This is a genomic window from Methylocaldum sp. GT1BB (genome assembly GCF_051027545.1).
Classification (GTDB): domain Bacteria; phylum Pseudomonadota; class Gammaproteobacteria; order Methylococcales; family Methylococcaceae; genus Methylocaldum.
The window spans coordinates 3,679,910-3,705,766 of record NZ_CP194902.1; the positions used below are offsets into that span (position 1 = coordinate 3,679,910).

Consider the following 25,857-nt stretch of genomic DNA (forward strand, 5'->3'; position numbering starts at 1 on the left):
CCGGATACCGGATTTCTGACCAGACGATTATCAATACGACAGTGCTATCGTCGGCGAGAGTACGACATGTCTAATCTGGTTTGGGTCGATTATTGTATTGCCGGAATCATTGGTTTATCAGCCTTCATCGGGCTGTTGCGCGGTCTTATTCGCGAAGTGTTTTCACTCTGTGCATGGGTTGCGGCAGCGTGGATCGGGTTGCAATTCAGCCGTGATTTTTCGGTTTATCTCGATTCCGTCATTTCCCTTCCCTCCGCCCGGATGGCTGCATCGTTTGGGATACTCTTTTTAGCCAGTTTGATATTGGCCAGCCTGGTTACTTTTTTGCTGCACATGCTGGTGAAAAGTACCGGGTTGACGGGGACCGATCGTCTTGCCGGAATGGTATTCGGTATCGGCCGCGGAGTCGTCATCGTTTCAGTGCTGGTTCTTTTGGCCGGAGCGACACCTCTTCCGGCAGACCCTTGGTGGAAAGAATCTGCCTTGATTCCGCCATTTCAGTCGTTAGCTTTATGGCTTCGCGACCAACTTCCGTCGGACTTCGGCAGTTATGTCAAGTTTCGATGATTTTTCATTGTTAAGTGAGTTGACCTATGTGTGGTATTGCCGGCATCGTTTCCAGTGACGAAGTCAATCAGGAGCTGTATGAAGCCCTGACCGTATTGCAGCATCGGGGACAGGATGCCGCGGGTATCGTCACCTGCGAACACGATCGCTTTAACTTGCGCAAGGACAGCGGTTTGGTACGGGACGTATTTCATACTCGCCACATGGTGAACCTCAGGGGAAAGATGGGCATCGCCCACGTCCGTTATCCCACCGCCGGTTGCACGAGCTCGGCCGAAGCCCAGCCGTTTTACGTCAATTCTCCTTACGGCATCAGTCTGGCGCATAACGGTAATCTGACCAATGCCGAGGTGCTGAAGGAAGATCTGTTCGCCCAAGATCAACGACACATCAACACCGATTCCGACTCCGAGGTTCTCCTTAACGTCTTTGCTCATGAACTCCAGGAACTGGGGAAACTTCGGGTCGGCCCCGAAGATGTGTTCCGTGCCGTGGCGGCCGTACACCAGCGCTGCCGGGGCGCTTACTCGGTGGTGGCGATGATCACCGGTTTCGGTATCATCGGTTTCCGGGACCCTTACGGCATTCGCCCCTTGGTGTTCGGCGAACGCAAGACCGCCAAGGGCACCGACTACATGATCGCATCGGAGAGCGTCGCCCTGGACGTGTTGGGATTCAAGCTGATTAGGGATGTGCAGCCTGGCGAGGCCGTGATCATCGAAAAGAACGGTACGCTACATACGCGTCGATGCGCCGAAAAAGTGCTTTATTCGCCGTGCATATTCGAATTCGTTTACTTCGCGCGTCCCGACTCCATCATCGACAATATCTCGGTCTACAAGGCCCGGCTTCGCATGGGCGATAAACTGGCCGAGAAAATTATGCGGCTGCGCCCGGATCACGACATCGATGTCGTGATCCCCATTCCGGATACGAGCCGGACTGCGGCGTTGCAGCTCGCCAACCGGTTAGGCGTGAAATACCGGGAGGGCTTTATCAAGAATCGCTACATCGGACGTACGTTCATCATGCCCGGACAACAGCTTCGCAAGAAGTCGGTCAGACAGAAACTGAACGCGATCGACCTCGAATTCAAGGACAAGAACGTTTTGCTGGTCGACGATTCAATCGTCCGAGGCACTACGTCCATGCAAATCATTCAAATGGCGCGGGATGCCGGAGCGCGCAAAGTTTACTTCGCGTCCGCGTCTCCGCCGGTACGCTATCCTAATGTATACGGCATCGACATGCCTGCGGCGCATGAATTGATCGCCCATGGGCGCAGCGAACAGGAGGTGCAGGATGAGCTTGGCGCGGATTGGTTGATTTATCAGGACTTGAGCGATTTGATCGAGGCCGTGCAGAGAGGAAATCCTTCCATCGGGCGGTTTGACACATCGTGTTTCAACGATGACTATGTCACCGGGGATATCAATCAGGAATACCTCGATCGGCTCAGCAAGCACCGTAACGATCAGTCCAAGGCCAGACGCTCGGCCGATGGTTCGATCATCGAGTTGCACAACGCGGGCTAGTATCACGGACGCTTTTTGCGAGGTAGACCACATGACCGATTGGGAATGGCAGCAGTATGCCATCGAAACTCAGGCGATACGCGCCGGGCAGCGACGGACGTCCGAACAGGAACATTCCGATCCGATCTTTGCGACGTCCAGTTACGTGTTCGACAGCGCCGAGGATGCCGCCGCGAGGTTTTCCGGTAAGATTCCCGGCAATATCTATTCGCGCTTCACCAATCCCACCGTTCGAGCTTTCGAGGAACGGCTCGCCGCCCTGGAAAGCGGAGAACGCTGCATTGCGGTGGCTTCGGGAATGGCCGCTATCGCTACGACGGCCTTCGGATTGTTAAAGGCCGGAGACCATGTCGTGTGCTCCCGGAGCGTGTTCGGCAACACAGTTCTGCTGTTCCAGAATTACCTGAGCAAATTCGGCGTCACGACCACTTTCGTGGATATGACCGATTATGCGGCCTGGGAAACAGCCGTCAGGCCCGAAACGCGCTTTCTTTTTCTCGAGACTCCCTCAAATCCGCTGACCGAAATTGCGGATATTCATCGCATTGCAACGATAGCCAGGCAAAATGGGAGCCTTCTGGTGGTCGATAACTGTTTCTGTACGCCCGCTTTGCAGAAGCCTCTGGATTTGGGAGCGGATATCGTCGTTCATTCGGCAACCAAGTACCTGGACGGGCAGGGGAGATGCGTCGGAGGCGCGATCGTTGGCCGGCAGGAGTTATTGGATAAGGAAATCTATCCCTTTCTAAGGACGGGTGGCCCTTCCATGAGTCCGTTCAATGCCTGGGTATTTCTCAAGGGGCTGGAAACCTTGGCGATACGCATGCGCGCGCATAGCGAGAATGCCCTGAATCTTGCGGAGTGGCTGGAAGCCCAGTCTTGGGTCAAGCGCGTGTATTATCCGGGACTGCCGTCCCACCCCCAACATGAGTTAGCCGTGCGGCAACAATTTGCGGGCGGCGGCATCGTGAGTTTCGAGGTCGAAGGGGGCCGGGAAGGGGCCTGGAACCTGATCGACTCGACCCGCCTGCTATCCATCACTGCGAATCTAGGGGATGTCAAAACGACCATCACCCATCCCGCAACCACGACTCATGGCAGGCTGAGCGAGAACGAACGTGCCGCTGCCGGTATCAGCGAGGGTTTGGTCCGTATCGCCGTGGGGCTTGAAAATATCGATGACATCAGGCGCGATTTGCTTCGCGCCTTTGCATAAGATCGGATTGGTCGTATCGACCTCCGCGTGCAGAATCTCATTCGTAACAAAAAGGAACAGTCATGAAAGTCACCGTCTTTGGTTCGGGTTATGTCGGCCTCGTTACCGGAGCCTGTCTGGCCGAGGTAGGCAATGAGGTGGTATGCTTAGATATCGACGAGGGCAAGATTGCCCGGCTCAATCAAGGCGAGGTTCCGATTTACGAGCCTGGTCTGGATAGCATCATCGAACGCAACATGGCCGCGAAACGTCTGCATTTCACCACCGATGTGGACCTGGCGGTTCAGCATGGTTTATTCCAGTTCATCGCAGTCGGCACGCCTCCCGACGAGGATGGGTCGGCCGACCTGCAATATGTGTTGGCCGTCGCGCGCAGCATTGGCGAACGCATGGAGGATTATCGCGTTGTAGTCAACAAGTCGACCGTGCCCGTCGGCACGGCGGATAAAGTCCGCCAGGCGATAAATACGGTGCTCAACGACCGGCAGAAGCCATGTGAATTCGATGTGGTTTCAAATCCGGAATTCCTGAAAGAGGGGGCAGCCATCGAGGATTTCATGAAGCCGGATCGTATCGTGGTGGGCACCGACAATCCCCGCACTACCGAACTTCTACGGGCCTTGTACGCGCCATTCAATCGCAATCACGACCGCCTGGTCTGCATGGATATCCGCTCGGCCGAGCTGACCAAGTACGCGGCCAATGCCATGCTGGCGACGAAAATCAGCTTCATGAACGAATTGGCGAATCTCGCCGAATGTCTGGGCGCGGATATCGAGAAGGTGAGGGTGGGCATCGGGTCCGATCCGCGGATCGGTTACCACTTCATTTATCCCGGCTGCGGATACGGCGGTTCGTGCTTCCCGAAAGACGTTAAAGCACTCGAGCGCACCGCGCGGGACGTCGGATATCAGGCCCAGTTGCTGCGGGCGGTCGAGGATGTCAATGACCGGCAGAAACTGAGACTTTACGAAAAAGTTAAGGATTATTTTAAGGACGATCTAAAAGGAAAGACACTCGCTCTCTGGGGGTTGGCATTCAAGCCGAATACGGACGACATGCGCGAAGCTTCCAGCCGGGTGATCATCGAAGCCCTTTGGGAGGCGGGCGCCAGGGTACAAGCGTTCGATCCGGTCGCGACGCACGAAGCCGGGCGATTATATGGGCATAGGTCCGATCTCGCGCTTTGCGACAGCCCCGAAGCTACCTTGAAAGGTGCTGACGGCTTGATTATCGTCACTGAATGGAATGTATTCCGCAGCCCCGACTTTGATACGATCAAGGCCGAACTGTCGCATCCCGTCATCTTCGACGGTCGGAATCTTTATGATCCGGCCCGGATGAAAATGATGGGATTTGATTATTTCGGCATTGGGCGGGGCGCGTCCTTAGCCTGATTAGAATAGCGGGGGCGCTCGGCGCCCCCTCTTTTCCAGCCATCAGCTCTTCATCAGCGCACGTACATGCGCGGCCACACTCTTTCCTAAAGCCTCCAGGTTGTATCCACCTTCCAAAACGGATACTAGTCGGCCTCGTGCGTGTTCTTTCGCCAATTTCACCAGTTCCGAAGTTACCCAAGCATAATCGTCCTCGACCAAATTCAGATCGGCCAGGGGATCGTCCCGATGGGCATCGAAGCCGGCGGAAATCAAGACAAGCTCCGGCGTAAAACGATTGATAGCGGGCAGAATCTTGTCCGCCACGGCCAAGCGAAATTCATGGGACCCGCTGCCGGCTGCCAGAGGCACATTGATCATATTGCCCGCACCGGTTTCGCCGGACCTCCCGGTCCCGGGATACCAAGGGAACTGGTGAGTCGATGCATATAAGACGTCCTTATTCGTTTCGAATGCTCGTTGGGTACCGTTTCCATGGTGCACGTCGAAATCCATGATGGCGACCCGTTCGATTCCATGGTGTTTGCGGGCATATTCGGCGGCAATGGCGATATTGTTGAACAAGCAGAACCCCATGGCCGCGTCGGGTTCGGCATGATGTCCCGGCGGCCGGACAGCGCAGAAAGCGTTCGTGGACTCCTTGGCAAAAACGGCATCCACCGCGGCACATGCGGCACCTACGGCATGCAAAGCCGCTTCGCCCGAACCGGGCGACACGACCGTATCGCCGTCGAGGTAAGCAAAACCCAGTTTGGGCACGGCTCCCAAGACGTAATCGATGTGCCGATCGGTGTGGATTAAACGAATCTGTTCGCGGGTACCGCGCGGCGCTTCCCGTCGATCGAGACCGGAAAAATCGGGTCGACTAAGTGCGCGCTCGATCGAACGCAAGCGCTCCGCGTTTTCCGGATGCCCAAGGCCGGTGTCGTGTTCCAAGAAACTCCGATGACTGAAGCAAATCGTAGTCATGACGAGCATCCGGCGTGATAAACGTATGAGTGATCCATATAATACCCGAGTATTGCCGTTGGAATAGAACCGATACGGTTTGATGATTGATCGTTCCCCGGTATTTGGACCAATGATCGATGACTCGTTCTCGGGAATGGAAAACGGCGGTCGTTTTATACGACAAATGAAACCGTTTCGAATCGTGCGTGGGGCTCGAGTCGAACAGAATTGCAAACTTTAGGGGAAACCATGCTGGAAGAATATCGCAGACACGTTGCCGAGCGAGCGGCACAAGGGCTTGTGCCGAAACCTCTGAGCGCGGAAATGACCACGGCTCTGATATCGCTCATCAAAAATCCGCCTCAAGGCGAGGAAGAATTCTTGCTCGACCTGTTGACCAACCGCGTGCCGGCAGGCGTGGATGAAGCGGCCTACGTCAAGGCAGGTTTTCTGGCAGCTGTCGCGAAAGGTGAAACCGTCTCGCCGATATTGGATCCGCGCCTTGCGACCGAGCTTCTCGGCACTATGCTGGGCGGCTACAACGTAGCCCCGCTGATCGAACTGCTCGACCATCCGGCGTTGGGAACGCTGGCCGCAAAGGGCTTGTCGCATACCTTGCTGATGTTCGATGCGTTCCACGATGTTTGCGAGAAGGCCGAAGCCGGCAATGCGAACGCACAGGCGGTCATGCGGGCTTGGGCCGAAGCCGAATGGTTCACGAGCCGGCCGAAGGTGCCTGACGTCATTACGGTGACCGTATTCAAGGTGCCGGGTGAGATCAACACCGACGATTTGTCGCCCGCCCAGGATGCTTGGTCGCGGCCCGATATTCCGCTGCACGCCAAAGCCATGCTGAAAGTGCCGCGCGAAGGCGTCACCGATGCCGAGGCGCAGATAGCGGAACTCAAGACAAAAGGCTGGCCGGTCGCATTCGTGGGCGACGTCGTAGGTACGGGTTCTTCTCGGAAATCCGCGACCAACTCGGTGCTGTGGTATATCGGCGAGAATATTCCATGTGTTCCGAACAAACGGGCGGGAGGCATGTGCATCGGAGGAAAGATCGCTCCCATCTTCTTCAACACCATGGAAGATTCCGGTGCCCTGCCTATCGAGTGCGATGTCTCGAACTTGCATACCGGCGACGTTATCGACGTCTACCCTTACAAAGGCGAGATCAAGCGCCACGATACCGGCGAGCTGCTTTGCACTTTCGCCTTGAAGAACGATATTCTGCTGGACGAGGTGCAGGCCGGGGGGAGGATCTCGCTCATCATCGGACGCGGCCTTACCGATCGTGCCCGCAAGGCACTGGGTCTCGACATCTCGCCGGTATTCCGACGTCCGGAATCTAAACTGGACAGCGGCAAGGGATATACCCTCGCCCAAAAGATGGTCGGAAAAGCCTGCGGGGTAAAGGGTGTACGTCCCGGCACCTACTGCGAGCCTCATATGACGACGGTAGGATCTCAAGACACTACGGGCCCGATGACGCGCGACGAGCTCAAGGATTTAGCTTGCTTGGGGTTTTCTGCAGATTTGGTGATGCAGTCCTTCTGTCACACGGCGGCCTATCCCAAGCCCGTAGACATCGATGTCCACCACACTTTGCCCGATTTCATCATGAATCGCGGCGGCGTTTCGCTTCGTCCCGGCGACGGCATCATCCATTCATGGCTCAACCGCATGCTGATTCCGGATACCGTCGGAACCGGCGGCGATTCGCATACCCGCTTCCCTATCGGGATATCGTTTCCCGCGGGTTCCGGCCTGGTCGCTTTCGCTGCCGCCACCGGTGTGATGCCTTTGGACATGCCGGAATCGGTACTGGTCAGGTTCAAGGGCGAAATGCAGCCGGGCATCACGCTCAGGGACCTGGTGCATGCCATTCCTTATGCGGCGATGCAGCGCGGGCTTTTGACTCTCGAGAAAAAGGGCAAGAAGAACGTTTTTTCAGGACGCATCTTGGAAATCGAAGGACTGCCGACTCTAAAGGTAGAGCAGGCATTCGAGCTGGCGGATGCTTCCGCCGAGCGGTCCGCCGCCGCCTGTACCGTACGCCTGAACAAAGAGCCGATCGAGGAATATTTGCGGTCCAATATCGTTTTGCTCAAATGGATGATCGAGCAAGGTTATGGCGACGTACGAACCTTAATCCGGCGAATCGCGGCCATGGAGGATTGGCTGGCTGATCCCATGCTCCTGGAGCCCGATGCCGATGCCGAATATCACGAAGTGATCGAGATCGACCTGAGCGAGATTAAAGAGCCGCTCTTGTGTTGCCCGAACGATCCTGACGACGTAAAACCCTTGTCTGCCCTTGCCGGCACTCAGATCGACGAGGTCTTTCTCGGTTCCTGCATGACGAACATCGGCCATTTCCGTGCGGCCGGAAAAATCCTGGAGCACTTCGGGACGCAAGTTCCAGGGCGTTTATGGATCGCTCCGCCGACCCGTATGGATCAGTTGGAATTGACCGAGGAAGGGTATTACGGCATCTACGGCAAAGTGGGCGCTCGGACCGAAATGCCCGGATGTTCATTGTGCATGGGCAATCAGGCACGGGTGGCGGACCATGCCACCGTGGTATCGACCTCGACGCGAAACTTTCCCAATCGGATGGGAGCGGGTGCCAATGTGTTTCTGGCCTCGGCAGAACTCGCGGCCGTATGTTCGAGTTTAGGGCGCATCCCGTCGTACGAAGAATACATGGCTTTCGTTCAGTCTCTGGAAAAGGACGCAACGGATACCTATCGATATCTGAATTTCGATCAGATTCCCGACTACGTCAGAAAGGCGGAACAAGTCGCTTTAGACGCCACGGCTTGACATGCCAAGTGCGACAGCGCCGCTTGCCGCACCCGACGAGGCATCGGCAAGTGGCGGCCTGTTGTTCTTATTCCGAAACGATTACGAAACTCATGTCGTCCAATTTATTCGAGATTGCGGAATCGTGCCTATACACGCCATCCGTGGAAGCCAAACTGGAAGCGACCGAGCGGGCTGCGCTGGCCTTCCGGGGAGAAGGCTTTTCCCTGGATGATCGCTTGCCGCCCAAGCCGGCATCGGAAGTCCGCTTCCCGGAGCGTCCGGAGCTGGTGGACCCGAGGCATTTGCCGCGGCGGAAACTCACGACCCCTGCCGGGAAGATCGCGTTTCTGCATGCGGTTGCCCACATCGAATTCACCGCGATTCAGCTCGCATGGGATATGGTTTATCGGTTTCGCGAAATGCCATCGGCGTTTTATGACGATTGGCTGGAAGTAGCCATCGAGGAGGCTTATCACTTTTCTCTGGTTCGAGGAAGGCTAAAAGACTTTAATGCCGACTACGGCCAACTTCCGGCACATAGAGGATTATGGGAATTAGCCGAGGACACGGCGCACGACGTGAAAGCCCGCCTGGCGTTGGTTCCGCGCGTGATGGAAGCGAGGGGATTGGACGTCACCCCGGCAATGATTGACAAGCTCGATGCCTTAGGCGATGACGCAACCGCGAATATCCTCAGGATTATCCTGAGGGACGAGGTTGGCCATGTGGCGCGAGGTACTCGTTGGTTTCAATACGTGTGCAACGAACAGGGAATCGATCCCGTAACGGAATATTTCGATCTTGTCGAACGCTATCTTCGGGGGGCTGTCCGCGGTCCGTTCAATATCGAATTGCGCCGAGCGGCGGGATTTAGCGATCTGGAGTTGCAGCGTTTGAAGGGGATGGCTAGCGAAAGTCCGGCCCGCCCGGACTGAGGAGCCGCGGGCCGGGGAGCTTTCGATTCCTTACTCGGCGATGGCTTGATGTTCCTGATTCGGGCCGTAGTGGGACACGACATAACGCTCGACCAATTCCTGAAAGTCTTCGGCGATACGATCGCCCTTCAGTGTTACCGTCTTTACGCCATCCTCGAAGACCGGGGCGACCGGTTGCTCACCCGTGCCGGGCAAGCTGATTCCGATATTGGCGTTCTTGCTCTCGCCCGGGCCGTTGACCACACAGCCCATCACGGCCACGTGCATGTCCTCGACACCCGAATATTTCTTGCGCCATTCCGGCATCTTGTGACGGAGATGGCTCTGAATCTGCTGAGCCAGCTTCTGAAAATAGTCGCTGGTCGTACGGCCGCAACCGGGGCAGGAGATCACCATCGGCGTGAACGAGCGGATGCCCATGGTTTGGAGAATCTCCTGGGCGACGATGACTTCGTGAGTGCGATCGGCGCCCGGCTCGGGGGTCAAGGAAATACGGATGGTATCGCCGATGCCTTGCTGCAGCAGTACCGCCAATGCGGCCGTAGACGCCACGATGCCCTTGGATCCCATGCCGGCTTCGGTAAGCCCCAAGTGCAGAGCGTAATCGCAGCGTTCGGCGAGCGCTTGATAAACGGCAATCAGCTCTTGAACGCCGCTCATCTTGCACGACAGTACGATGCGGTTTTTGGGCAATCCTAATGACACGGCACGCTCGGCGCTTTCCAAAGCCGAGGTGATGACCGCCTCGCGCATCACTTCGGCGAGTGGTCTTGGGTCACTAAGCTGCGCGTTCTCATCAAGCAGGCGTGCCAGCACGGATTGATCGAGGCTTCCCCAGTTGACCCCGATCCGCACGGGTTTTTCGTAGCGGCAGGCAAATTCGATCATCTGGGCGAATTGGGGATCGCGCTTGGATCCGCGGCCCACGTTGCCGGGGTTGATACGGTATTTCGCCAGTGCTTCGGCGCAACCGGGAAACTTGTCCAGCAGCTTATGACCGTTGAAATGGAAATCGCCGATTAGAGGAACGAAGCAGCCATTCTTGTCCAATTCTTCGCGTATCTGAGATACGGCCTGTGCTGATTCTTCATTGTTTACGGTAATGCGGACCAATTCGGAACCGGCCTTGGCCAGATCCATCACCTGTCTGACGGTGCTTTTTACATCCGCGGTATCGGTGTTGGTCATGGATTGGACGACCACCGGCGCGTTGCCGCCGATCTGGATCTCACCGACTTTTACACCGACCGAATCTCTTCTATTCATCATGCTTAAAAACCTACTGGGATACTTCGCGAGTCCGCTATTTTATCAATGACACAGCTCAAGCCTATCGTAGGCTTGCGGTAATTTCCGAGTTCTTTACTTGGGTGTCAAGTTATAATTATGGAACTTACAGCGTGTGCCGGAATAATAAGCCCTCGAAGGATGCTCCGGCCAAGGATCACATTACACCGTGCGTATTCAGTATTTTTCGGACATACATCTCGAATTCGGATCTTTGGAGACGACGGCGACCGATGCGGACGTCGTCGTCGCAGCCGGAGATATCGGTGTTGGCCTGCAAGCTTTGGACTGGCTTAAATCATTTGGAAAGCCTGTCATATATGTAGCGGGTAACCACGAGTTTTACGGCCAAGAATATCTCTTCACCCTGGCAAACCTAACTAGTGCCGCTAGCGGAACCAATGTGCAGTTCCTGGAACAACGCGCGTGGGTGTATGACGGAGTGAGATTTTTGGGTTGTTCCCTGTGGAGCGATCTCGGGGGCGACGATAACGATCAGCTGGAGGAACTGGTTTCTATCGTCAATGATTTCCGAAAGATTCGATACCGCACAGATGCTTTGAATGCGAAAAGCTATCGCCAATTGCATTGGGAATCCCGCGAATGGCTCTTTGCCGAGCTCGCAAAACCGTTTCCCGGGAAAACCGTGGTGGTCACCCATCACGCTCCGACGCCTTGGAGCTGGCGGGACAGCCCCAGTCAGATCAAACGCCATGCCTACTGCAATGACCTGAGAGAAGTCCTGCACAGTTTCGAAATCGCAGCCTGGTTCCATGGCCATACCCATGCCGTCTCCGACTATCGGTGCTCTGGCACGCGAATTCTCTGCAATCCCCGAGGCTATTTCCCAAATCAGCTCGTAAGCGAATTCGACCCAAGAAAAATCTTGGAAATTTAGGCGCTCTCCGAGGTCAAGCGAAAATGTCAGCGGCCGCCCTGTTCGAATCGCGCCTGTGTCCTTCAGGCCATTGTCTTCGCGATTTCGAAAATTTCTTCGGCATCCAGAATTTGATCGTTACTCTCGAAAAGCTTAGCGATACAGGCACGGTGCAGTGCCAGTTTCAGCGTACCGAAGCCAATGGCTCCCCAAACGATTTTTCCGTTTCGGTCTGTTCCACGGTCCATCATATCGGTCCCGCCGATACCGATTGGAGGAGTCGCGTTGGCATCCGCCACCAGCTCGATCGACGGATTATCCTGCCAATGACGTTCTTCCAACAGTTCTACACCGGCTGCGCCGGCCGCAAACACTATATGCGCTTGCTCTATGGATTTCCCGCGCGCGTCGTTATCATGAGCCTCAATAGGGGTCAGTTCGACGCCGAACCGCTGTTTCATGTCTTGGCAAGCTTTCTCGGCGCGAGCCATCTGGCGTGATGTGATCGAGACCCGAGCGCCTTCTTTGGCCAGCATTACCGCCGCCCGCTGGCCCACAGGCCCGGTACCTGCAAGAACGACAGCCCGTTTTCCGGCAATTGCTCCGCTCGCTGCGAGTTTGGCGACGCCCGCTGCGGCCGTGGTGTTGCTGCCGTTGCTATCCAGCATTACGGAGACTCGAAAACCTCCGAAAAACTTTTTCTTGACCGCCTTCAATAGCTCTTGTCCGGCCATCAAATCGCTGCCCCCGATGAAGATTGCCGTATTTTTTTTATCCTTGGGCGCTCTTGTAAAAATTGTGCCGTCCACCAATGCCCCAACGTTCTCCGGCGTCAGGCCACCGTGGCCGATTACATGATCCGCGCCGCCATCATAGGCGACAACGGTGTCGAACACAGATGGGTAAAAATCGGTATCGAATTGGAACAAAAGCTTCTTCATTCTTTTTCCTTGGAATGGCACTTAACCTTGAGCGGGTTTGGCGGATTTTTCCGATTCGTCATCGAACCGGCGAGATATCGCCAATCCGAAAAAACGGAAAATTTTAACCCGTAACGCCTTGTGTTTTATACTTTCCGGCCATTTTTCATACTATGAACCTGATGGAGCGAATGGCATGATCAAAGACAAAACAATCCATCAATTTTTGGACGACTTGGCCAGCAAGTCGGCAACTCCCGGTGGCGGCAGCGCAGCGGCCATTATGGGAGCTATGGGCGCCGCTTTGGTGAGCATGGTTTGTAATCTCACCATAGGAAAAAAAAATTATGAGGCCGTCGAACCAGAGATGAAAGAGCTGCTGACGAAAGCGGAAAGCTTGCGTGCGCAGCTGATGGACATGGTTAGAGCCGATGTCGAAGTATTTGATAAGGTCATGGGCGCCTACGGTTTACCAAAAGAAACGCAAGAACAGAAGACCGCCAGAAGCCAGCAGATACAATCGGCTTTGCAGGAGGCGACCGATGTACCGATCGCGTGCGCGAAAGCCTGTGCCGAAGTGATCAGGTTGAGCAAAATCGTAGCGGAAAAAGGGAATCGAAACGTAGTCAGTGATGCCGGCGTTGCCGTCGTGGCAGGTTACGCTGCGCTGAAAAGCGCCGCGCTAAATGTTTATGTGAACGCCGGTGCTATAAAGGATGAAAAATTCGTATCTTCCCGCTTAGCGGAATTGAACGGGATTTTGAGCGGAATGGATCTCCTGAATGAGGAAATTTTCCAGACCGTCAAGAGCAAGCTGTAAAGCAAGCGCTTGTTATCATTGACGACAGAGGTATGCAGCATACCGATTGACGATCTGTAACGACATGGGTATTATTGTGAGTCTTGATGGTTAGCCGAACGGCTTCTCGTTAAAGAAGGTCGTCCGGGGTATAGCGCAGTCTGGTAGCGCGTCTGCTTTGGGAGCAGAATGTCGGGGGTTCGAATCCCTCTACCCCGACCAAGCGCTTGTAGCTCAGCCGGATAGAGCATCGGCCTTCTAAGCCGAGGGTCGCAGGTTCGAGTCCTGCCAAGCGCGCCATCTATTTGTAATTTTCCGACGGTGGCCGTAGCTCAGTTGGTAGAGCCCCGGATTGTGATTCCGGTTGTCGTGGGTTCGAGCCCCATCGGTCACCCCACTTCTAGCTCGTCAAGCACTCCATATCGGGCCATTAGCTCAGCTGGTAGAGCAGCGGACTCTTAATCCGTTTGTCGTAGGTTCGATCCCTACATGGCCCACCAATTAAAACAAAGGCTTGCAGTAATGCAGGCCTTTTTGTTTTCGGGTTTTCAAAAATTCCCAAAACTCATCTCTTGTCGGAATTTAACCGGGCCTCATTTTTGAAACCTCTCCGCCGTGTCCTACCGGTAATTTGGAGCATCTCCAGCTTTAGGAGCAAGGTTTTCCTGATCTATCCCAATCCAGGCATTGTTCGAAATTGCCGAGAGTCACATTCGAATTTCGATAGTACGAACTGTTGTAGGCATGCTGAATCTCCGCTAATCTCACGCTGTTAAGGTAACGGAGTTTATAGCTATGGCCCCCATGAAATGTCCCGCGTGCGACTCGGAGATTCCCGATCAAGCCAATGCTTGTCCACATTGCGGGCGGGCTTTAAAAGCAGCTCCAATACGCAGCTTGAGCGGAAAATTGCAGGCGATCGGCACCATTCTGGTTGCAGTCAGCATTCTTGCGATGATGGCCGGTACCTGGTGGGGAGCCGCGTTGCTGTTTCCTGGCGCGGCTTTTTTCATAATCGGTCGGGTGTTGTAGTCCATTCCTTTTCGACGCTCCCTTGACACACGATCGCTACGCGTCAGCCTCCATGAATAGGCGTCCAGGAACCGGTGAGTGGTCGTGAATTTTCTCAGTGGTCGGTCGAGAGCGGCATGAGAGTAATCGCTCCGAGCCATAAGCTGAGGAGCCTAAGCTCTCCAATTTACGCACACGCTTAGCTACCGCTCTCGTACGGTGATGATGACAAATTGCGCTTGACGAGCGGCATGCTCCGGAAATGCGGGCTCCGATGGTGTAATTTCAGTCGGACTATCTAAAACCCAAAACCCATCATTCAACACCTGCTTCTTCGGCCATAGCCTGACAGGCGTCAGCACAGCTTCGGCAAGTTTGCGCGCATGCCTGCATTTGGGGGTCATTCTCGAATTGCTCACAACTGTCCCCGCACTGTTCGCATGTTTCTGCGCAGACTTCGCAGGTTAACGTGTGAAGCTCTGAACCGCGGAGCATGAAGTTCGCACTGGTTTGGCAAATTTCGGCACAATCCAGGAGGAGTCGAATATGATCGGCTTCCGCATGCGGCCCTCCTTTTTCCAGACAGTGGGTTACCGTTTCCAGGCATATAGAATGGCAATCCAGACACTGCTCGATACATGCTTGCATGGAGCCAGTTGAAGATGCTTCTTGAGTCAGCATATCGGCACCTCTCAAACTTCGAGTTAACGGTGTAGTTCAAAATAGGATGCTGCCATGAGATTCACTTTTGAATAGGTAAGAGTACGCAAGCTGCCGTCTCGGTCTTCAAATGGTCAAAAGACACGCCTTAAAGCCTGAACTAGCGATTTTTCGAAGGCTCTAATTGACAACATAAGCTTTTCTCGGACTAGCAGTGCGAAATGAAAAATACCGCGCTGCCGCCTTTCAGAGAGGCAATATTTTATGTCCGAGGATAAGTAAGGTAGCGAGTGTTTTATCCTGATATTGAAGGAGATGTGTCATGGTTCAGACTTTCGCGAAAGTGTTTGGCATTGTGTACCTGATAATCGGTATTCTTGGCTTTATCCCGGGCCTTGTACAGCCGATAGTAGGAGGTCCTCCATTGGCTATAGAAGCTGGCTACGGCAGATTGTTTGGCCTCTTTCCGGTTAATCTGATTCACAACTTGGTACATATCGGCGTTGGAGTCTGGGGTATTCTTGCCGCCCGGAGTATTCCTAGGGCCGTGACCTTCGCGCGAGCCAATGCGATCCTCTTCGGTGTGTTATTCCTGTTGGGGATTATTCCGGCAACGAACACACTGTTCGGGTTGGCTCCAATATACGGTATCGACGCCTGGTTGCACCTATTGAGCGCAGCGGTAGCCGCGTATTTTGGATTTGCCGGTGCAGCACGGGTACATGCTTGGCATACGTGAAGCTTGGATAGTGAATCGTAACGGGCAATCACTGAACGAGCGGTCGCGAAATGGAATCGCGACCGCTCGTAATTTGCATCTTTATACTACCGGCATAGCCGCGATTCAAACCAGGACGACGGGGCAAGCGACGATCTCCGAAATGGCTTTGCTGAAATCGCCGTTTTGACGTTTGACTACCAATAAGCGGCAGCCAGTGCGCTGCATCGAACGCAGTAAATTTGGAGCATCAAGCGGGCGGACGGAAACAAACTGCGCGGCTGCGCTTTGAACACAGCTTTCCAACGCCAACCTTTTTAATGCCTCGGATTCGGCCTCAGTCTCTGCCGGAAGGGCAACATTAAGTCGGCTTGATTCGAGCTCGGCCAACTCGACAGCCATCCGTAAGGCGCGCTTAGCTTCCATAGATCCGTCGAATACAACCCAGATAGGGAATGTAGAGATCTTCTTCTTAACGCCGCTTTTATACGGCTCGGTTCTCTTGGGAAGGAAAACGACGTCAACCTGCTCGATCTGTGACATGACGGCGGAAACGAGATGTCCGCGCACTGTCCGGAAACTTACGTCAATTCGCAGGCGTTGATTCAGCCGGTACAACGTTTGCTGAATTTGTTCGGTGCTGGAGCGCAGGGTGCGCATCAGGCGTGGCAAATCGACTTTACGCTCGGCCGCGCAGATGCGATCAATCTCTATCGCGAACGGAAGCTCGGCCAAATTGATTAAGTTCGTCTCTTCCACATAAACTGCAATCAACTGCGCCTGCTTTCGTGCGGCGAGATGCGCCGCCAATTCGAGAATACCGATATCATGGCGCAGCACGTTCAAAGCAACCACGACTCGTTCGGAGATGGGAGCGTCTTCAGCCATAGCTTTGATTCTCTCCGGCTCTTTCTTGACTCCTGAACTCCTTCTGGATATCGATCCACTCCCTGAGGCGTTGTTCGATACGCCCGTTAATGCTATCTGGCGGGAATGCGCCTGTCACGTCACGTTCGCCGGCCGGCTTATCCATGAGCAGCTCTAAAGCCTGATCTACCGTGTCCACCGCGTAGACGTGAAATTTGCCCGATTCCGCGGCTTTGACTACATCCTGCCGCAGCATGAGGTGTTTGACGTTGGCACGGGGAATGATCACTCCCTGTTTTCCGCTTAGGCCAATCGAGGCGCAAATGTCAAAAAAGCCTTCGATCTTTTCGTTGACCCCGCCAATAGGTTGAACTTGTCCATTTTGATTGACCGAACCGGTTACCGCCAGCGACTGGCGAATCGGTAAATCGGCCAGTGACGATAAAATCGCACTGAGTTCCGCCAAGGACGCACTGTCGCCCTCGACCTGGCCGTAGGATTGTTCGAAGACGAGGCTGGCGGTCACTGAAAACGGCCGGGTCTTAGCATAACGATGTGCTAGGAAACCGGACAAAATCATCACACCTTTGCTGTGAATGGCGCCGCCCAGTTCGCTTTCCCGCTCGATGTCAAGAATTTTGCCGCTGCCCAACCGAGTGGTGGCGGTAATGCGGGACGGCTGGCCGAATGAAAAATCACCCAAGCTGATTACGGACAAGCCGTTGACCTGGCCAACCACCGCGCCTTCAGTGTCGATGAAAATCGTTCCGCGTCGAATGTTTTCATAAACTCGCTCGCGGAGCCGGTCAGCCCTACGGATCTGGTGATCGATGGCGGCCTGCACGTCGTCCCGAGTGATGATCGCGCGCTGTACCTGTGCCGCCCAGTGGTCGGCTTCCTTGAGAAGATCGTCCAGGCTGCGCAAATGGGTGGATAATTTCTCCGAATCTTCCACCAAGCGAGCCGCATGTTCCACTACCCGGATTACCGCTTCCTTGTCCAGCGGGCGCAACTGGTTTCTCCGCGCCAGGCTGGCGATAAGCCGAGCGTATAGTGCATTGCCGTCGGCATCTCGATCGATCGTTTCTTCGAAATCCGCCGAAACTTTGAAAAGCTCGCGAAATTCAGGATCGTAAACATTGAGCAAATAATAAAGAACGCGATCCCCGATCAAAATGATCTTGATATCCAGCGGAATCGGTTCCGGCTCCAGGCTCGAGGTACTGATTACGCTTAGCGCACGCTCCAAAGATTCGATACGGATTTCGCGCGACTGAAGAATGCGTTTCAGGCTGTCCCAAGCGAACGGCTGCATCAGCACTTTGCGAGCGTCCAGGATCAAATAGCCGCCGTTGGCGATATGCAAGGCGCCTGGTTTGATCATTGTGAAATCGGTGACCAGAGCGCCCATGTAGGCTTGGTATTCAACCCGTCCCACCAGATTGTTGTGACTCGGCAAGCTCTCGAAGACGACTGGGGCATATTTGCACTCGCTATTGTCGACCAATAGGTTCACCTTATAGCGCAGAAAAGGACTTGGCCGCGGCGCATGCCCGATCAACGTCGCTATGCCACCTTCCTGCTTCGGGAAAAAATCTTCCGCGTGATCGATGATTTCCCGTTGAGCTTCATTCAGATACTGAACGACTCCGGGAATGGCTTCGTAACGGGCTTTCAAATCGTCCATCAAATGGTTGACGGCAAACTCGGCAATTTCTCGATTCAGCGTTTTCAGCTTTTCCTTTGCTTCCTTGCGCCACACCGGAAATTGCTTCAACAGCTTTTGCAACTGCTGACGCAAATCCGTTACCGCCTCCTGAATCTGTTCCTGCTGATGCTCCGAAAGCTTTTGAAATTGCTCGGGTCCGAGCACTTCGCCTTTTTCGTCCACCGGAGCAAACGCAAATCCGGTAGGCGTTTCGATTAAAGCGATGCCGTGCTGCAAAGATTTTCGGCGTAACTCATTTAGAGCATTGATCTCGCGCTCCTTCGCTTCCTCCTCGATTTCTTCTGCGCGACCGCGGTATTCTTCACCCTCGAACGTCGCCGGAATGACGGTACTGAGTTCCTCGATGACTTGCTCCATGTCCCGGGCGAAGCGGCGCCCCTGACCGGCCGGCAATCTCAAGGCCTTGGGCTTCGAAGCTTCGCCGAAGTTGTTGACGTAGCACCAGTCGTCGGGTACCGGCCGGTTTTCAGCTTCGCGGCCGACGATTTCCTTAACCGCCGCCAGCTTCCCGGATCCGCTCGGACCTAGAGCGAAAATGTTGTAGCCCTTCTGGACGATGGAAATGCCGAACTGAATTGCATCCAGCGCTCGCTCTTGGCCTATCACGACACCGATATCGGCCAACTCGTCAGTGGTGGAGAAGTCGAATTCCTGTGGATCGCACGCTTTGTAGAGAACGCTCGCTGGAAGAGACTGTCGGTAGTAGCCCATAGAATTACTCAACTCTTCAAAAGGATGGTCGAAAAAATAGTCGGATATTTCAATAAGGCCGGCAATCACTCATGGCTCAGCATGAATCCGAGATGATTTAAATGCCGATTTTTCCAACTGATTCCGGAAAGCTAGAATTCTCGAACAAAGATCAGCATGGAACTCACAAAATAGTTAGGACTGGATGGCGTCAATTAATTCCCGAATTTGACAAGCCGATTCCGAGGACATTTTCATCAATCATAATGTAGTGCGACGAATGATAATGAAGATTCTGACATCCAATGACAGGCCTGATCTTCCGCTCTACATGTAGCGAATATACTTTAGGTCGAGTTTTCAGACTGATTTAAATGGCGATTAAACGGTATTGATGACAAAAAACGCGCCAATCGCCATAATTCGCCCCTTTTGGTTGCCGCTTCCGAATTATGTGGTTTAAGAACTTATCTTTATTACGTTTTACAGAACCTTTCGATCTTGACGTCGCAGAGTTCGAGCAAAAGCTCGATCAACGCCGCTTTCGTCCTTGCGGGAGTCTAGAGCCCGTCAGTTACGGCTGGTGCGCACCGCTCGGCAAGGATACTTTTCCCCTGGTCCACGTCACCAACGGATTTGCGATGGTGTGTGTTCAAAAGGAGGAAAAAATCGTTCCTGCCTCGGTAGTTAACGAAATCCTCTCGGAGCGGGTAGCCGAAGTCGAAGACCGGCAAGGCCGGCCGATGCGACGGAAAGAGCGGGACGCGCTACGCGATGAGGTGATGCAGGATTTACTGCCTCGCGCCTTTAGCCACAGCCGGCGCACCTATGCCTACATTGACCCGAAGGGCGGCTGGCTTGTTGCAGATAGCGCCAGCGCTAAGAAAACCGAGGAAATTGCTTCGCTGCTGCGTCAGTGTCTTGGTTCTTTGCCAGTGGTTCCTCCTGCGACCCGTGAGCGGCCCAGTGCTATCATGACCCACTGGGTTATGGATGCCGACTTGCCGTCGGATATCACTCTGGAAAGCGAATGCGAGTTGCGATCTCCGGAAGAAGACGGCGGTATCGTGCGCTGCCGCCGCCACGATCTGAGCGCACCGGAGATTCAAAATCACATTGAGGCCGGTAAAGAGGTCATCAAATTGGCTATCACTTGGAATGACCGTCTAAGCTTTGTTCTCGACGAGGCGTTTGGCATCAAGAAACTCCGTTTTCTGGACCTGGTACAGGAAGAGGCGGCGGATATCGAAACGTCCGATCCGGTAGAACGCTTCGACGCGGATTTTGCAATCATGAGCCTCGAGTTAGCGACATTCTTGCCACGCTTCATCGAGCTCTTTGGCGGCGAAAACCTTCAAACGAAACAACCTGTGGTGTAGGAAAAACGCAATGTTGCTGAAAACAATCGAATTGGCGCGCATCAAGAGACGGGGGGCGGCCTGGCTAGCGATCGCGCTCATGCTTGCTGCCCCGCTCAATTCTACAGCGGAGGTGTTCGCACTTCCGACGGACGGTAGCGATCTAATCGGCGAGATTCGGTATACGAAGGCGAAGCATGAAGATACGCTCATCGATATTGCGCGGGAGTTCAGCGTCGGTCAGGACGAAATCGTCATGGCCAATCCGACCGTCGACCGCTGGTTGCCTGGTGACGGTAAGGATGTATTGATCCCACGCCAATTTATCCTTCCCGATGCGCCACGTTCCGGCGTTGTCATCAATATTCCGGAAATGCGCCTTTACTACTATCCGGCTCAGCGGAAAGCGAAAGCGACACAAGTCGTTAGCTATCCGGTGAGCATCGGCCGAATGGATTGGCGCACTCCCTTGGGCGCCACCAAAATCGCGCAGAAAGTAAAGGACCCGGTTTGGGTACCTCCGGAAACCATCAAGCAAGAACACGCCCGGGACGGGGATATTTTACCGGACGTGGTCCCAGCGGGACCTCTGAATCCGCTCGGCCGCTTCGCCATGCGGCTTGGCGTTCCGGGCTACCTTATCCACGGCACCGGCACTGACAAGGCCTACGGCATCGGAATGCGAGTCACTCACGGATGCATTCGAATGTATCCAGAAGATATCGAGCGGCTTTTTCCGCTCGTCAATGTCGGTACCCCGGTCCATCTGGTCAACCAGCCGGTCAAGCTGGGCTGGTCGGCAGGGATTTTATATATGGAAGTCCATCAGCCGTTGGACGAAGACCGCATGACTTACGAACAGTTGCTCGACTCGGCTATGGATTTGATTGAGAAGAAAACGAAGGGCCGCGAGATCATTCTCGATGGCGCAGCGCTAAAGCAAGCGCTGCAGCAGCCAACTGGTATTCCGGTCGCTATCTCCAAACCGTCTGAGCCGATTCCGGAGCCGATTCAGACTTTGGGCGGCACGTAGCCTTCAGGCATCTGAGCTCCGCCGCCGAATAGAAATTTCTCGCGCTCCTTCGCCAGGAATCGTCGTGCTTCGGGCTCGAATGGTGTGAGCCGGTGCTCATTGATCAGCATGGTCTGGAGTTTGAGCCAATCCTGCCATGCCTGAGCGGAGATATGGTCGAAAATCCGCTGCCCTTCTACTCCAGGGAAGGGCGGTTTCTCCAAGCCTTCGGCCTCGACTCCCAAACGTGCACATTTAACTCGTCGCGTCATCAGTTACCTCGTAATGATCAGCACTATAGAAACCCAATTCGACTCGTTCCGCACCATCCGCGCCCATTGAATTCGCTTGAATTCGCAGCTATCGATCCTGGCCGGCAATCTCGTTTACCAGTTTCAGTACCGGCGCCGGGAGCCCGATCGTTTTATCCGGTGTAAGCCATCGATAGAGCGATGGTTCGCTGATTCCGTAGTACTCGGAATGTGTGCGAGCCACCAGCGGAACAAAATCAAGGTGATAATGGGAAAAAGTATGCCGGCGCTGCGGGAGACGCTCAAGCTCAAAACAATCGATATGCTGTTTCGTGCACCAAGCATATACGTCCTCTTCGCTATCGAACTCCGGCAAGCTCCAAAGACCTCCCCAAATGCCGGTATTCGGGCGCTTTTCCAGGTAAAGCTCGCCACAGGCGTTTCTTAACACCAACATAAAACATTGTCGGACAGGTAGGGTTTGTTTTGGTTTCGGCGCTGGGATGGCGTCGACTCGCCCCGACTGAAGTGCCACGCAGTTCGCGCTGATCGGACAGGCGGAACAAACCGGTTTCCGTTTGGTGCACACGGTTGCTCCCAGATCCATCATGGCTTGGTTGTAGTCGGCGATACGGAGCGAAGGCGTCAATTCTTCGCTGAGTTGCCATAATCTCGCGAGAATCTGGGTGTCTCCAGGCCAGCCTTCGATACCCTGATATCGGCATAAAACCCGTTTGACGTTGCCATCCAGGATGGGTGCACGAATACCCGATCCGAGACTCAGGATCGCTCCAGCCGTAGAGCGTCCGATGCCGGGCAGAGCGCTCAATTCCTCGAGAGTGACGGGCAACTGTGCGTCGTGCTGTTCCACGATTATCCGCGCCGCCCGGTGTAGGTTACGAGCGCGCGCATAGTAGCCGAGCCCGGCCCAAAGTGCGATAACCTCGTCCAAGGATGCCTGGGCGAGCGCGTCGACAACAGGAAAATGGCCTACAAAACGCTCGAAGTACGGGATGACCGTTACGACTTGGGTCTGTTGGAGCATGATTTCCGAGATCCAAACCCGATAAGGTGTTCGGTCGACTTGCCAGGGCAGTTGCTTGCGCCCGTATCGATCGAACCAGGCAAGTACGGTCGCCCGGAATAGTTCATTTTGCATACGCGTGTAAGACGAGTGATTGAACGGCTGGTTTCAAATTTCAGGCGTCCGCAGATTTTTCCGGAACGGACGCTTGAAGCTTCGGTCAGTCTTCCTTTGCATAAACGATATAAGGCGGTCCGTGCATTGGGCCGCCCCCATTTTTCCATTAGAATAAGCAAGATTATTGTCGACAAGACGCAGCAAACCGAAAAATCATGTCTCTTTCGTTTCGAACACTCCTCCCGCTGATTTTTTTCAGTCTCGTCCTCTCCGCTTGCGGCCAGAAAGGACCACTTTACCTACCCAGCGAAGATCCTGCTTCGAAAGAAGAACAGCGCTGATGGATTATTTCAATTATCACGACGGTACGTTGTACGCCGAGGATGTGTCCCTGCCTGCCATCGCAGAGCGTTACGGGACCCCCTGCTACGTCTATTCGCGTGCCACGATCGAACGCCACTGGCGGGCTTTCGACGACGCTTTCGCCGGTGAGCCACATTTGGTCTGCTATGCGGTGAAAGCCAATTCCAATCTGGCGGTGCTGAACGTCTTAGCGCGCCTGGGCTCGGGTTTCGATATCGTATCCGTCGGCGAATTGGAGCGGGTACTGGCGGCGGGCGGCGAGCCGGCGAAGATCGTTTTTTCCGGAGTGGGCAAGCGCGAAGATGAACTACGCCGCGCTCTGGAAGTCGGTATCCGTTGCTTCAACGTTGAAGTTCCGGGCGAACTGGATCGGTTAAATCGAATCGCCGGAGAACTCGGTGTAAAAGCTCCGATCTCGCTGCGCGTGAATCCGGACGTGGACGCTCTTACGCATCCGTACATTTCTACCGGGCTTCGGGAAAACAAATTCGGCATCGACGTCAGCGAAGCACTGCATCAATATCGGCGTGCAGCCGATATGCCGCATCTCGAAATTACCGGCATCGACTGCCACATTGGTTCTCAGCTGACGTCTGTCAGGCCCTTCCTCGATGCTCTCGATCGAGTTCTGGCGCTTGTCGATACCTTGAAAGAGCAGGGGATCAACCTCCATCACTTGGATTTAGGGGGAGGTCTAGGCATACGCTACCGCGATGAGCAGCCGCCCGAGCCTCGCGAATACGCGTCTGCGCTGTTGGGACGGCTCGCGCAAACGGATTACGAGATTCTCATCGAACCCGGCCGCGCGATTATCGGCAATGCCGGCGTTTTGCTGACCCGCGTGGAATACCTGAAATCCAATCAGGAGAAAAACTTCGCCATCGTCGATGCCGCTATGAATGACCTCATTAGACCAGCGCTCTACGATTCGTGGCAGGAAGTCGTGCCGGTCCGAACGGCAAGCAGCGTGGACAAAAAACGCTACGATATCGTCGGACCCGTTTGCGAAACCGGCGATTTTCTCGGCAAAGAGCGCGAGCTTTCGATCGCCGAGGGCGATCTGCTGGCAGTCCGTTCCGCAGGCGCGTACGGATTCAGCATGAGTTCAAATTACAATTCCCGCCCCCGGCCCGCCGAAGTCATGGTGGATGGAGGCCGGACTCACCTGATCCGAGAGCGGGAGACCACCGCGCAACTTTTTCAGGGCGAGCACGTAGTAGACTGATGGCACTGAAATTCACCAAAATGCATGGGCTAGGCAACGACTTCGTTGTTATCGATGGCGTGCGGCAGAGCGTTTCATTGACGCCGGAAAAGGTCCGTCATATTGCAGACCGACACTTTGGAATCGGCTGCGATCAGGTGTTGGTCGTTGAAGCCCCGATCAATTCAAACGCCGATTTTCGCTATCGAATCTTCAATGCGGATGGCTCCGAAGTAGCGCAATGCGGAAACGGTGCCCGCTGCTTTGCACAATTCGTTCACGATCACGGCATGTGCGACAAAAGCGAAATCGTAGTCGATACGGACGCCGGTCAATTGTGCTTGCTCCTTCGAGATAATGGACTCGTGACCGTTAACATGGGAGTTCCCAGGCATGCTCCTGCCGAAATCCCGCTGGACATTCCGGATGAGGCCGTTCTTTATGAGGTGATGGTGGGTGGAAACCCGCGGCTGTTCGGCGCTGTATCGATGGGCAATCCGCACGCCGTGCTCAAGGTCGGTGATGTAGATCGTGCGCCGGTCGAAACCGTAGGACCGCTATTGGAAAACCATCCGATTTTTCCGCAACGCGCAAACATCGGCTTTGTCCAGATCATCAACCGACATCACATTAGGCTCCGAGTTTTTGAGCGCGGTTCCGGAGAAACCTTGGCTTGCGGCAGTGGAGCTTGCGCCGCAACAGTTGTTGGCATAGAGCAGGGAGATTTGAGCAGTCCGGTGCAAGTTGATCTCCCTGGCGGGTCCCTTAATATAACTTGGGAAGGACGGGGGAGGCCGGTGTTCATGACTGGACCGGCCGTTCGCGTGTTCGAGGGCGAAATCGAATTATGAGCTTGATTACTCCAAAGGCGCCAAAGCGTCATAAAGAAACGACTATCTCCGCTGACGAAGTGGAGGCCTATTTGCGCCAACATCCCGATTTTTTTTACGATCAATTGGATTTGCTGGAAATGCTGAAGGTGCCGCATCCCTGCGGGGAGGCAGTTTCCCTGGTGGCGCGCCAAATTTCGCTATTGCGGGACAGCAATCGGCAACTTCAATCACAGTTGAACGATATCTTGCAAATCGCCCGCGATAACGATGCCTTGCATCAGCGGATTCATCAATTGACGCTGACGTTACTCGATGCTGCGACTCTAGACGACACTTTAGGCAGTCTGACGTGGTGCCTGCACGAGTATTTTCAAGCCGACTTCGTCACGGTAAAAATTGTGCAGCCATCCATCGAAAGCCCAATCGCCGGCCTTTACGTGCCCTCCGACGACGTTGGGCTAGTTCTTTTCGCATCGGTCTTGGAGACTGGAAAACCCTACTGCGGAAAGCCGGACCCGGTTCATGCCAAATACATGTTCGGCAACAACGCCTCCGGCGTGCTCTCATACGCACTGATACCCCTGCAACATGCAGGACTTAAGGGATTGCTCGCTATCGGCAGCCGTGACGCAAGCCGATTCCAAACCGGTATGGGACTACATTTTCTCGGGCAGTTGGGGGAGGTCGTTTCCGCCCGACTGGCATCTTTGCTTAGCGAAGCGACGTAA

General features: G+C 54.6%; 24 protein-coding genes and 4 tRNA genes. 19 read left to right on the top strand and 9 right to left on the bottom strand.

Annotated features, from left to right (window positions below; translation table 11 throughout):
* The first annotated feature begins 66 nt into the window (after nucleotides 1-66).
* From ACR2TX_RS17730 to ACR2TX_RS17745, 4 genes are all read left to right on the top strand, one after another.
* Nucleotides 67-567: a CvpA family protein gene (locus tag ACR2TX_RS17730; protein WP_086134776.1), complete on the top strand. Its 501-nt coding sequence runs from the start codon at nucleotides 67-69 to the stop codon at nucleotides 565-567.
* A gap of 26 nt (nucleotides 568-593) precedes the next feature.
* Nucleotides 594-2,102 carry an amidophosphoribosyltransferase gene (gene purF, locus ACR2TX_RS17735; RefSeq protein ID WP_077729522.1) on the top strand — a complete coding sequence of 503 codons (1,509 nt, stop codon included), beginning with the start codon at nucleotides 594-596 and terminating at the stop codon, nucleotides 2,100-2,102.
* Nucleotides 2,103-2,133: 31 nt separating this feature from the next.
* Nucleotides 2,134-3,318, top strand: coding sequence for an O-succinylhomoserine sulfhydrylase (locus tag ACR2TX_RS17740; RefSeq protein WP_133715985.1), 1,185 nt, complete (start codon nucleotides 2,134-2,136; stop codon nucleotides 3,316-3,318).
* Between the two features lie 62 nt (nucleotides 3,319-3,380).
* Nucleotides 3,381-4,715 carry a UDP-glucose dehydrogenase family protein gene (locus ACR2TX_RS17745; RefSeq protein WP_156881200.1) on the top strand — a complete coding sequence of 445 codons (1,335 nt, stop codon included), beginning with the start codon at nucleotides 3,381-3,383 and terminating at the stop codon, nucleotides 4,713-4,715.
* A gap of 42 nt (nucleotides 4,716-4,757) precedes the next feature.
* On the opposite strand, the gene ACR2TX_RS17750 is transcribed toward ACR2TX_RS17745, so the two are convergent.
* Nucleotides 4,758-5,684, bottom strand: a complete 927-nt coding sequence (locus tag ACR2TX_RS17750; protein WP_086134821.1) for a histone deacetylase family protein — start codon at nucleotides 5,682-5,684, stop codon at nucleotides 4,758-4,760.
* A 231-nt stretch (nucleotides 5,685-5,915) separates the two neighbouring features.
* Here ACR2TX_RS17750 and acnB point away from each other — a divergent pair, with 231 nt between their 5' ends.
* Nucleotides 5,916-8,492, top strand: coding sequence for a bifunctional aconitate hydratase 2/2-methylisocitrate dehydratase (gene acnB / locus ACR2TX_RS17755; protein ID WP_434130387.1), 2,577 nt, complete (start codon nucleotides 5,916-5,918; stop codon nucleotides 8,490-8,492).
* Nucleotides 8,493-8,584: 92 nt separating this feature from the next.
* On the top strand, nucleotides 8,585-9,409 hold the full coding sequence (locus ACR2TX_RS17760; RefSeq protein ID WP_156881198.1) for a ferritin-like domain-containing protein: 825 nt from the start codon (nucleotides 8,585-8,587) through the stop codon (nucleotides 9,407-9,409).
* Between the two features lie 30 nt (nucleotides 9,410-9,439).
* Here ACR2TX_RS17760 and ispG read toward each other — a convergent pair whose 3' ends face one another.
* Entirely contained in the window at nucleotides 9,440-10,678 is a 1,239-nt protein-coding gene (gene ispG, locus ACR2TX_RS17765; RefSeq protein WP_434130389.1) for a flavodoxin-dependent (E)-4-hydroxy-3-methylbut-2-enyl-diphosphate synthase, read from the bottom strand.
* A 187-nt stretch (nucleotides 10,679-10,865) separates the two neighbouring features.
* Here ispG and ACR2TX_RS17770 point away from each other — a divergent pair, with 187 nt between their 5' ends.
* Nucleotides 10,866-11,594, top strand: a complete 729-nt coding sequence (locus tag ACR2TX_RS17770) for a metallophosphoesterase (protein ID WP_434130391.1) — start codon at nucleotides 10,866-10,868, stop codon at nucleotides 11,592-11,594.
* A gap of 62 nt (nucleotides 11,595-11,656) precedes the next feature.
* Here ACR2TX_RS17770 and ACR2TX_RS17775 read toward each other — a convergent pair whose 3' ends face one another.
* On the bottom strand, nucleotides 11,657-12,514 hold the full coding sequence (locus ACR2TX_RS17775) for an NADP-dependent methylenetetrahydromethanopterin/methylenetetrahydrofolate dehydrogenase (protein WP_077729515.1): 858 nt from the start codon (nucleotides 12,512-12,514) through the stop codon (nucleotides 11,657-11,659).
* Between the two features lie 175 nt (nucleotides 12,515-12,689).
* Here ACR2TX_RS17775 and fchA point away from each other — a divergent pair, with 175 nt between their 5' ends.
* From fchA to ACR2TX_RS17800, 5 genes are all read left to right on the top strand, one after another.
* On the top strand, nucleotides 12,690-13,313 hold the full coding sequence (gene fchA, locus ACR2TX_RS17780; protein ID WP_077729636.1) for a methenyltetrahydrofolate cyclohydrolase: 624 nt from the start codon (nucleotides 12,690-12,692) through the stop codon (nucleotides 13,311-13,313).
* Between the two features lie 124 nt (nucleotides 13,314-13,437).
* Nucleotides 13,438-13,514, top strand: a tRNA-Pro gene (locus ACR2TX_RS17785).
* Nucleotide 13,515: 1 nt separating this feature from the next.
* Nucleotides 13,516-13,592: transfer RNA gene (locus tag ACR2TX_RS17790), tRNA-Arg, on the top strand.
* Nucleotides 13,593-13,613: 21 nt separating this feature from the next.
* Nucleotides 13,614-13,689, top strand: a tRNA-His gene (locus tag ACR2TX_RS17795).
* A gap of 27 nt (nucleotides 13,690-13,716) precedes the next feature.
* Nucleotides 13,717-13,792 (top strand) — tRNA-Lys (locus ACR2TX_RS17800).
* Nucleotides 13,793-14,131: 339 nt separating this feature from the next.
* On the opposite strand, the gene ACR2TX_RS17805 is transcribed toward ACR2TX_RS17800, so the two are convergent.
* Nucleotides 14,132-14,329, bottom strand: coding sequence for a hypothetical protein (locus ACR2TX_RS17805; RefSeq protein ID WP_240502448.1), 198 nt, complete (start codon nucleotides 14,327-14,329; stop codon nucleotides 14,132-14,134).
* A gap of 289 nt (nucleotides 14,330-14,618) precedes the next feature.
* Nucleotides 14,619-14,984, bottom strand: coding sequence for a four-helix bundle copper-binding protein (locus tag ACR2TX_RS17810; RefSeq protein ID WP_077729496.1), 366 nt, complete (start codon nucleotides 14,982-14,984; stop codon nucleotides 14,619-14,621).
* A gap of 301 nt (nucleotides 14,985-15,285) precedes the next feature.
* Between ACR2TX_RS17810 and ACR2TX_RS17815 the strand changes: the two genes are divergently transcribed.
* Complete coding sequence (locus ACR2TX_RS17815; protein ID WP_077729495.1) at nucleotides 15,286-15,702, top strand: DUF4383 domain-containing protein; 417 nt, start codon at nucleotides 15,286-15,288, stop codon at nucleotides 15,700-15,702.
* A gap of 105 nt (nucleotides 15,703-15,807) precedes the next feature.
* On the opposite strand, the gene ACR2TX_RS17820 is transcribed toward ACR2TX_RS17815, so the two are convergent.
* Together ACR2TX_RS17820 and ACR2TX_RS17825 are read right to left on the bottom strand one after the other, a co-directional pair.
* A complete protein-coding gene (locus tag ACR2TX_RS17820; RefSeq protein WP_086134773.1) occupies nucleotides 15,808-16,569 on the bottom strand; it encodes a universal stress protein in 762 nt (253 codons plus the stop codon).
* Nucleotides 16,562-18,988: a Lon protease family protein gene (locus tag ACR2TX_RS17825; protein WP_077732575.1), complete on the bottom strand. Its 2,427-nt coding sequence runs from the start codon at nucleotides 18,986-18,988 to the stop codon at nucleotides 16,562-16,564. Before ACR2TX_RS17825 ends, ACR2TX_RS17820 begins: the two co-directional genes overlap by 8 nt.
* 431 nt (nucleotides 18,989-19,419) lie before the next feature.
* On the opposite strand from ACR2TX_RS17825, the gene rdgC reads away from it, so the two are divergent.
* Both rdgC and ACR2TX_RS17835 read left to right on the top strand, forming a co-directional pair.
* Entirely contained in the window at nucleotides 19,420-20,346 is a 927-nt protein-coding gene (gene rdgC / locus ACR2TX_RS17830; RefSeq protein ID WP_086134771.1) for a recombination-associated protein RdgC, read from the top strand.
* A gap of 10 nt (nucleotides 20,347-20,356) precedes the next feature.
* Nucleotides 20,357-21,358, top strand: coding sequence for a L,D-transpeptidase family protein (locus ACR2TX_RS17835; RefSeq protein WP_347257472.1), 1,002 nt, complete (start codon nucleotides 20,357-20,359; stop codon nucleotides 21,356-21,358).
* Here ACR2TX_RS17835 and ACR2TX_RS17840 read toward each other — a convergent pair.
* On the bottom strand, nucleotides 21,337-21,609 hold the full coding sequence (locus ACR2TX_RS17840; RefSeq protein WP_077732573.1) for an oxidative damage protection protein: 273 nt from the start codon (nucleotides 21,607-21,609) through the stop codon (nucleotides 21,337-21,339). The two genes, ACR2TX_RS17835 and ACR2TX_RS17840, sit on opposite strands and share 22 nt — an antisense overlap.
* Nucleotides 21,610-21,697: 88 nt before the next feature.
* Complete coding sequence (gene mutY / locus ACR2TX_RS17845; protein ID WP_086134770.1) at nucleotides 21,698-22,747, bottom strand: A/G-specific adenine glycosylase; 1,050 nt, start codon at nucleotides 22,745-22,747, stop codon at nucleotides 21,698-21,700.
* Between the two features lie 197 nt (nucleotides 22,748-22,944).
* Here mutY and lptM point away from each other — a divergent pair, with 197 nt between their 5' ends.
* From lptM to ACR2TX_RS17865, 4 genes are read left to right on the top strand one after another with little or no spacing between them, the layout of a single operon-like run.
* On the top strand, nucleotides 22,945-23,070 hold the full coding sequence (gene lptM / locus ACR2TX_RS17850) for an LPS translocon maturation chaperone LptM (RefSeq protein ID WP_086134769.1): 126 nt from the start codon (nucleotides 22,945-22,947) through the stop codon (nucleotides 23,068-23,070).
* On the top strand, nucleotides 23,070-24,317 hold the full coding sequence (gene lysA / locus ACR2TX_RS17855; RefSeq protein WP_077732570.1) for a diaminopimelate decarboxylase: 1,248 nt from the start codon (nucleotides 23,070-23,072) through the stop codon (nucleotides 24,315-24,317). Before lptM ends, lysA begins: the two co-directional genes overlap by 1 nt.
* On the top strand, nucleotides 24,317-25,147 hold the full coding sequence (gene dapF, locus ACR2TX_RS17860; protein ID WP_086134768.1) for a diaminopimelate epimerase: 831 nt from the start codon (nucleotides 24,317-24,319) through the stop codon (nucleotides 25,145-25,147). The genes lysA and dapF overlap by 1 nt, the downstream gene beginning before the upstream one ends.
* Nucleotides 25,144-25,857 (top strand): DUF484 family protein, encoded by a 714-nt coding sequence (locus tag ACR2TX_RS17865; protein ID WP_077732568.1) that lies wholly within the window; start codon nucleotides 25,144-25,146, stop codon nucleotides 25,855-25,857. The genes dapF and ACR2TX_RS17865 overlap by 4 nt, the downstream gene beginning before the upstream one ends.

Coding starts and splice junctions, on each gene's coding strand:
- ACR2TX_RS17730 (WP_086134776.1), top strand. CDS start 67: ATGTCTAATCTGGTTTGGGTCGATTATTGTATTGCCGGAATCATTGGT.
- purF (WP_077729522.1), top strand. CDS start 594: ATGTGTGGTATTGCCGGCATCGTTTCCAGTGACGAAGTCAATCAGGAG.
- ACR2TX_RS17740 (WP_133715985.1), top strand. CDS start 2,134: ATGACCGATTGGGAATGGCAGCAGTATGCCATCGAAACTCAGGCGATA.
- ACR2TX_RS17745 (WP_156881200.1), top strand. CDS start 3,381: ATGAAAGTCACCGTCTTTGGTTCGGGTTATGTCGGCCTCGTTACCGGA.
- ACR2TX_RS17750 (WP_086134821.1), bottom strand. CDS start 5,684: ATGACTACGATTTGCTTCAGTCATCGGAGTTTCTTGGAACACGACACC.
- acnB (WP_434130387.1), top strand. CDS start 5,916: ATGCTGGAAGAATATCGCAGACACGTTGCCGAGCGAGCGGCACAAGGG.
- ACR2TX_RS17760 (WP_156881198.1), top strand. CDS start 8,585: ATGTCGTCCAATTTATTCGAGATTGCGGAATCGTGCCTATACACGCCA.
- ispG (WP_434130389.1), bottom strand. CDS start 10,678: ATGATGAATAGAAGAGATTCGGTCGGTGTAAAAGTCGGTGAGATCCAG.
- ACR2TX_RS17775 (WP_077729515.1), bottom strand. CDS start 12,514: ATGAAGAAGCTTTTGTTCCAATTCGATACCGATTTTTACCCATCTGTG.
- fchA (WP_077729636.1), top strand. CDS start 12,690: ATGATCAAAGACAAAACAATCCATCAATTTTTGGACGACTTGGCCAGC.
- ACR2TX_RS17805 (WP_240502448.1), bottom strand. CDS start 14,329: ATGGACTACAACACCCGACCGATTATGAAAAAAGCCGCGCCAGGAAAC.
- ACR2TX_RS17810 (WP_077729496.1), bottom strand. CDS start 14,984: ATGCTGACTCAAGAAGCATCTTCAACTGGCTCCATGCAAGCATGTATC.
- ACR2TX_RS17815 (WP_077729495.1), top strand. CDS start 15,286: ATGGTTCAGACTTTCGCGAAAGTGTTTGGCATTGTGTACCTGATAATC.
- ACR2TX_RS17820 (WP_086134773.1), bottom strand. CDS start 16,569: ATGGCTGAAGACGCTCCCATCTCCGAACGAGTCGTGGTTGCTTTGAAC.
- ACR2TX_RS17825 (WP_077732575.1), bottom strand. CDS start 18,988: ATGGGCTACTACCGACAGTCTCTTCCAGCGAGCGTTCTCTACAAAGCG.
- rdgC (WP_086134771.1), top strand. CDS start 19,420: ATGTGGTTTAAGAACTTATCTTTATTACGTTTTACAGAACCTTTCGAT.
- ACR2TX_RS17835 (WP_347257472.1), top strand. CDS start 20,357: ATGTTGCTGAAAACAATCGAATTGGCGCGCATCAAGAGACGGGGGGCG.
- ACR2TX_RS17840 (WP_077732573.1), bottom strand. CDS start 21,609: ATGACGCGACGAGTTAAATGTGCACGTTTGGGAGTCGAGGCCGAAGGC.
- mutY (WP_086134770.1), bottom strand. CDS start 22,747: ATGCAAAATGAACTATTCCGGGCGACCGTACTTGCCTGGTTCGATCGA.
- lptM (WP_086134769.1), top strand. CDS start 22,945: ATGTCTCTTTCGTTTCGAACACTCCTCCCGCTGATTTTTTTCAGTCTC.
- lysA (WP_077732570.1), top strand. CDS start 23,070: ATGGATTATTTCAATTATCACGACGGTACGTTGTACGCCGAGGATGTG.
- dapF (WP_086134768.1), top strand. CDS start 24,317: ATGGCACTGAAATTCACCAAAATGCATGGGCTAGGCAACGACTTCGTT.
- ACR2TX_RS17865 (WP_077732568.1), top strand. CDS start 25,144: ATGAGCTTGATTACTCCAAAGGCGCCAAAGCGTCATAAAGAAACGACT.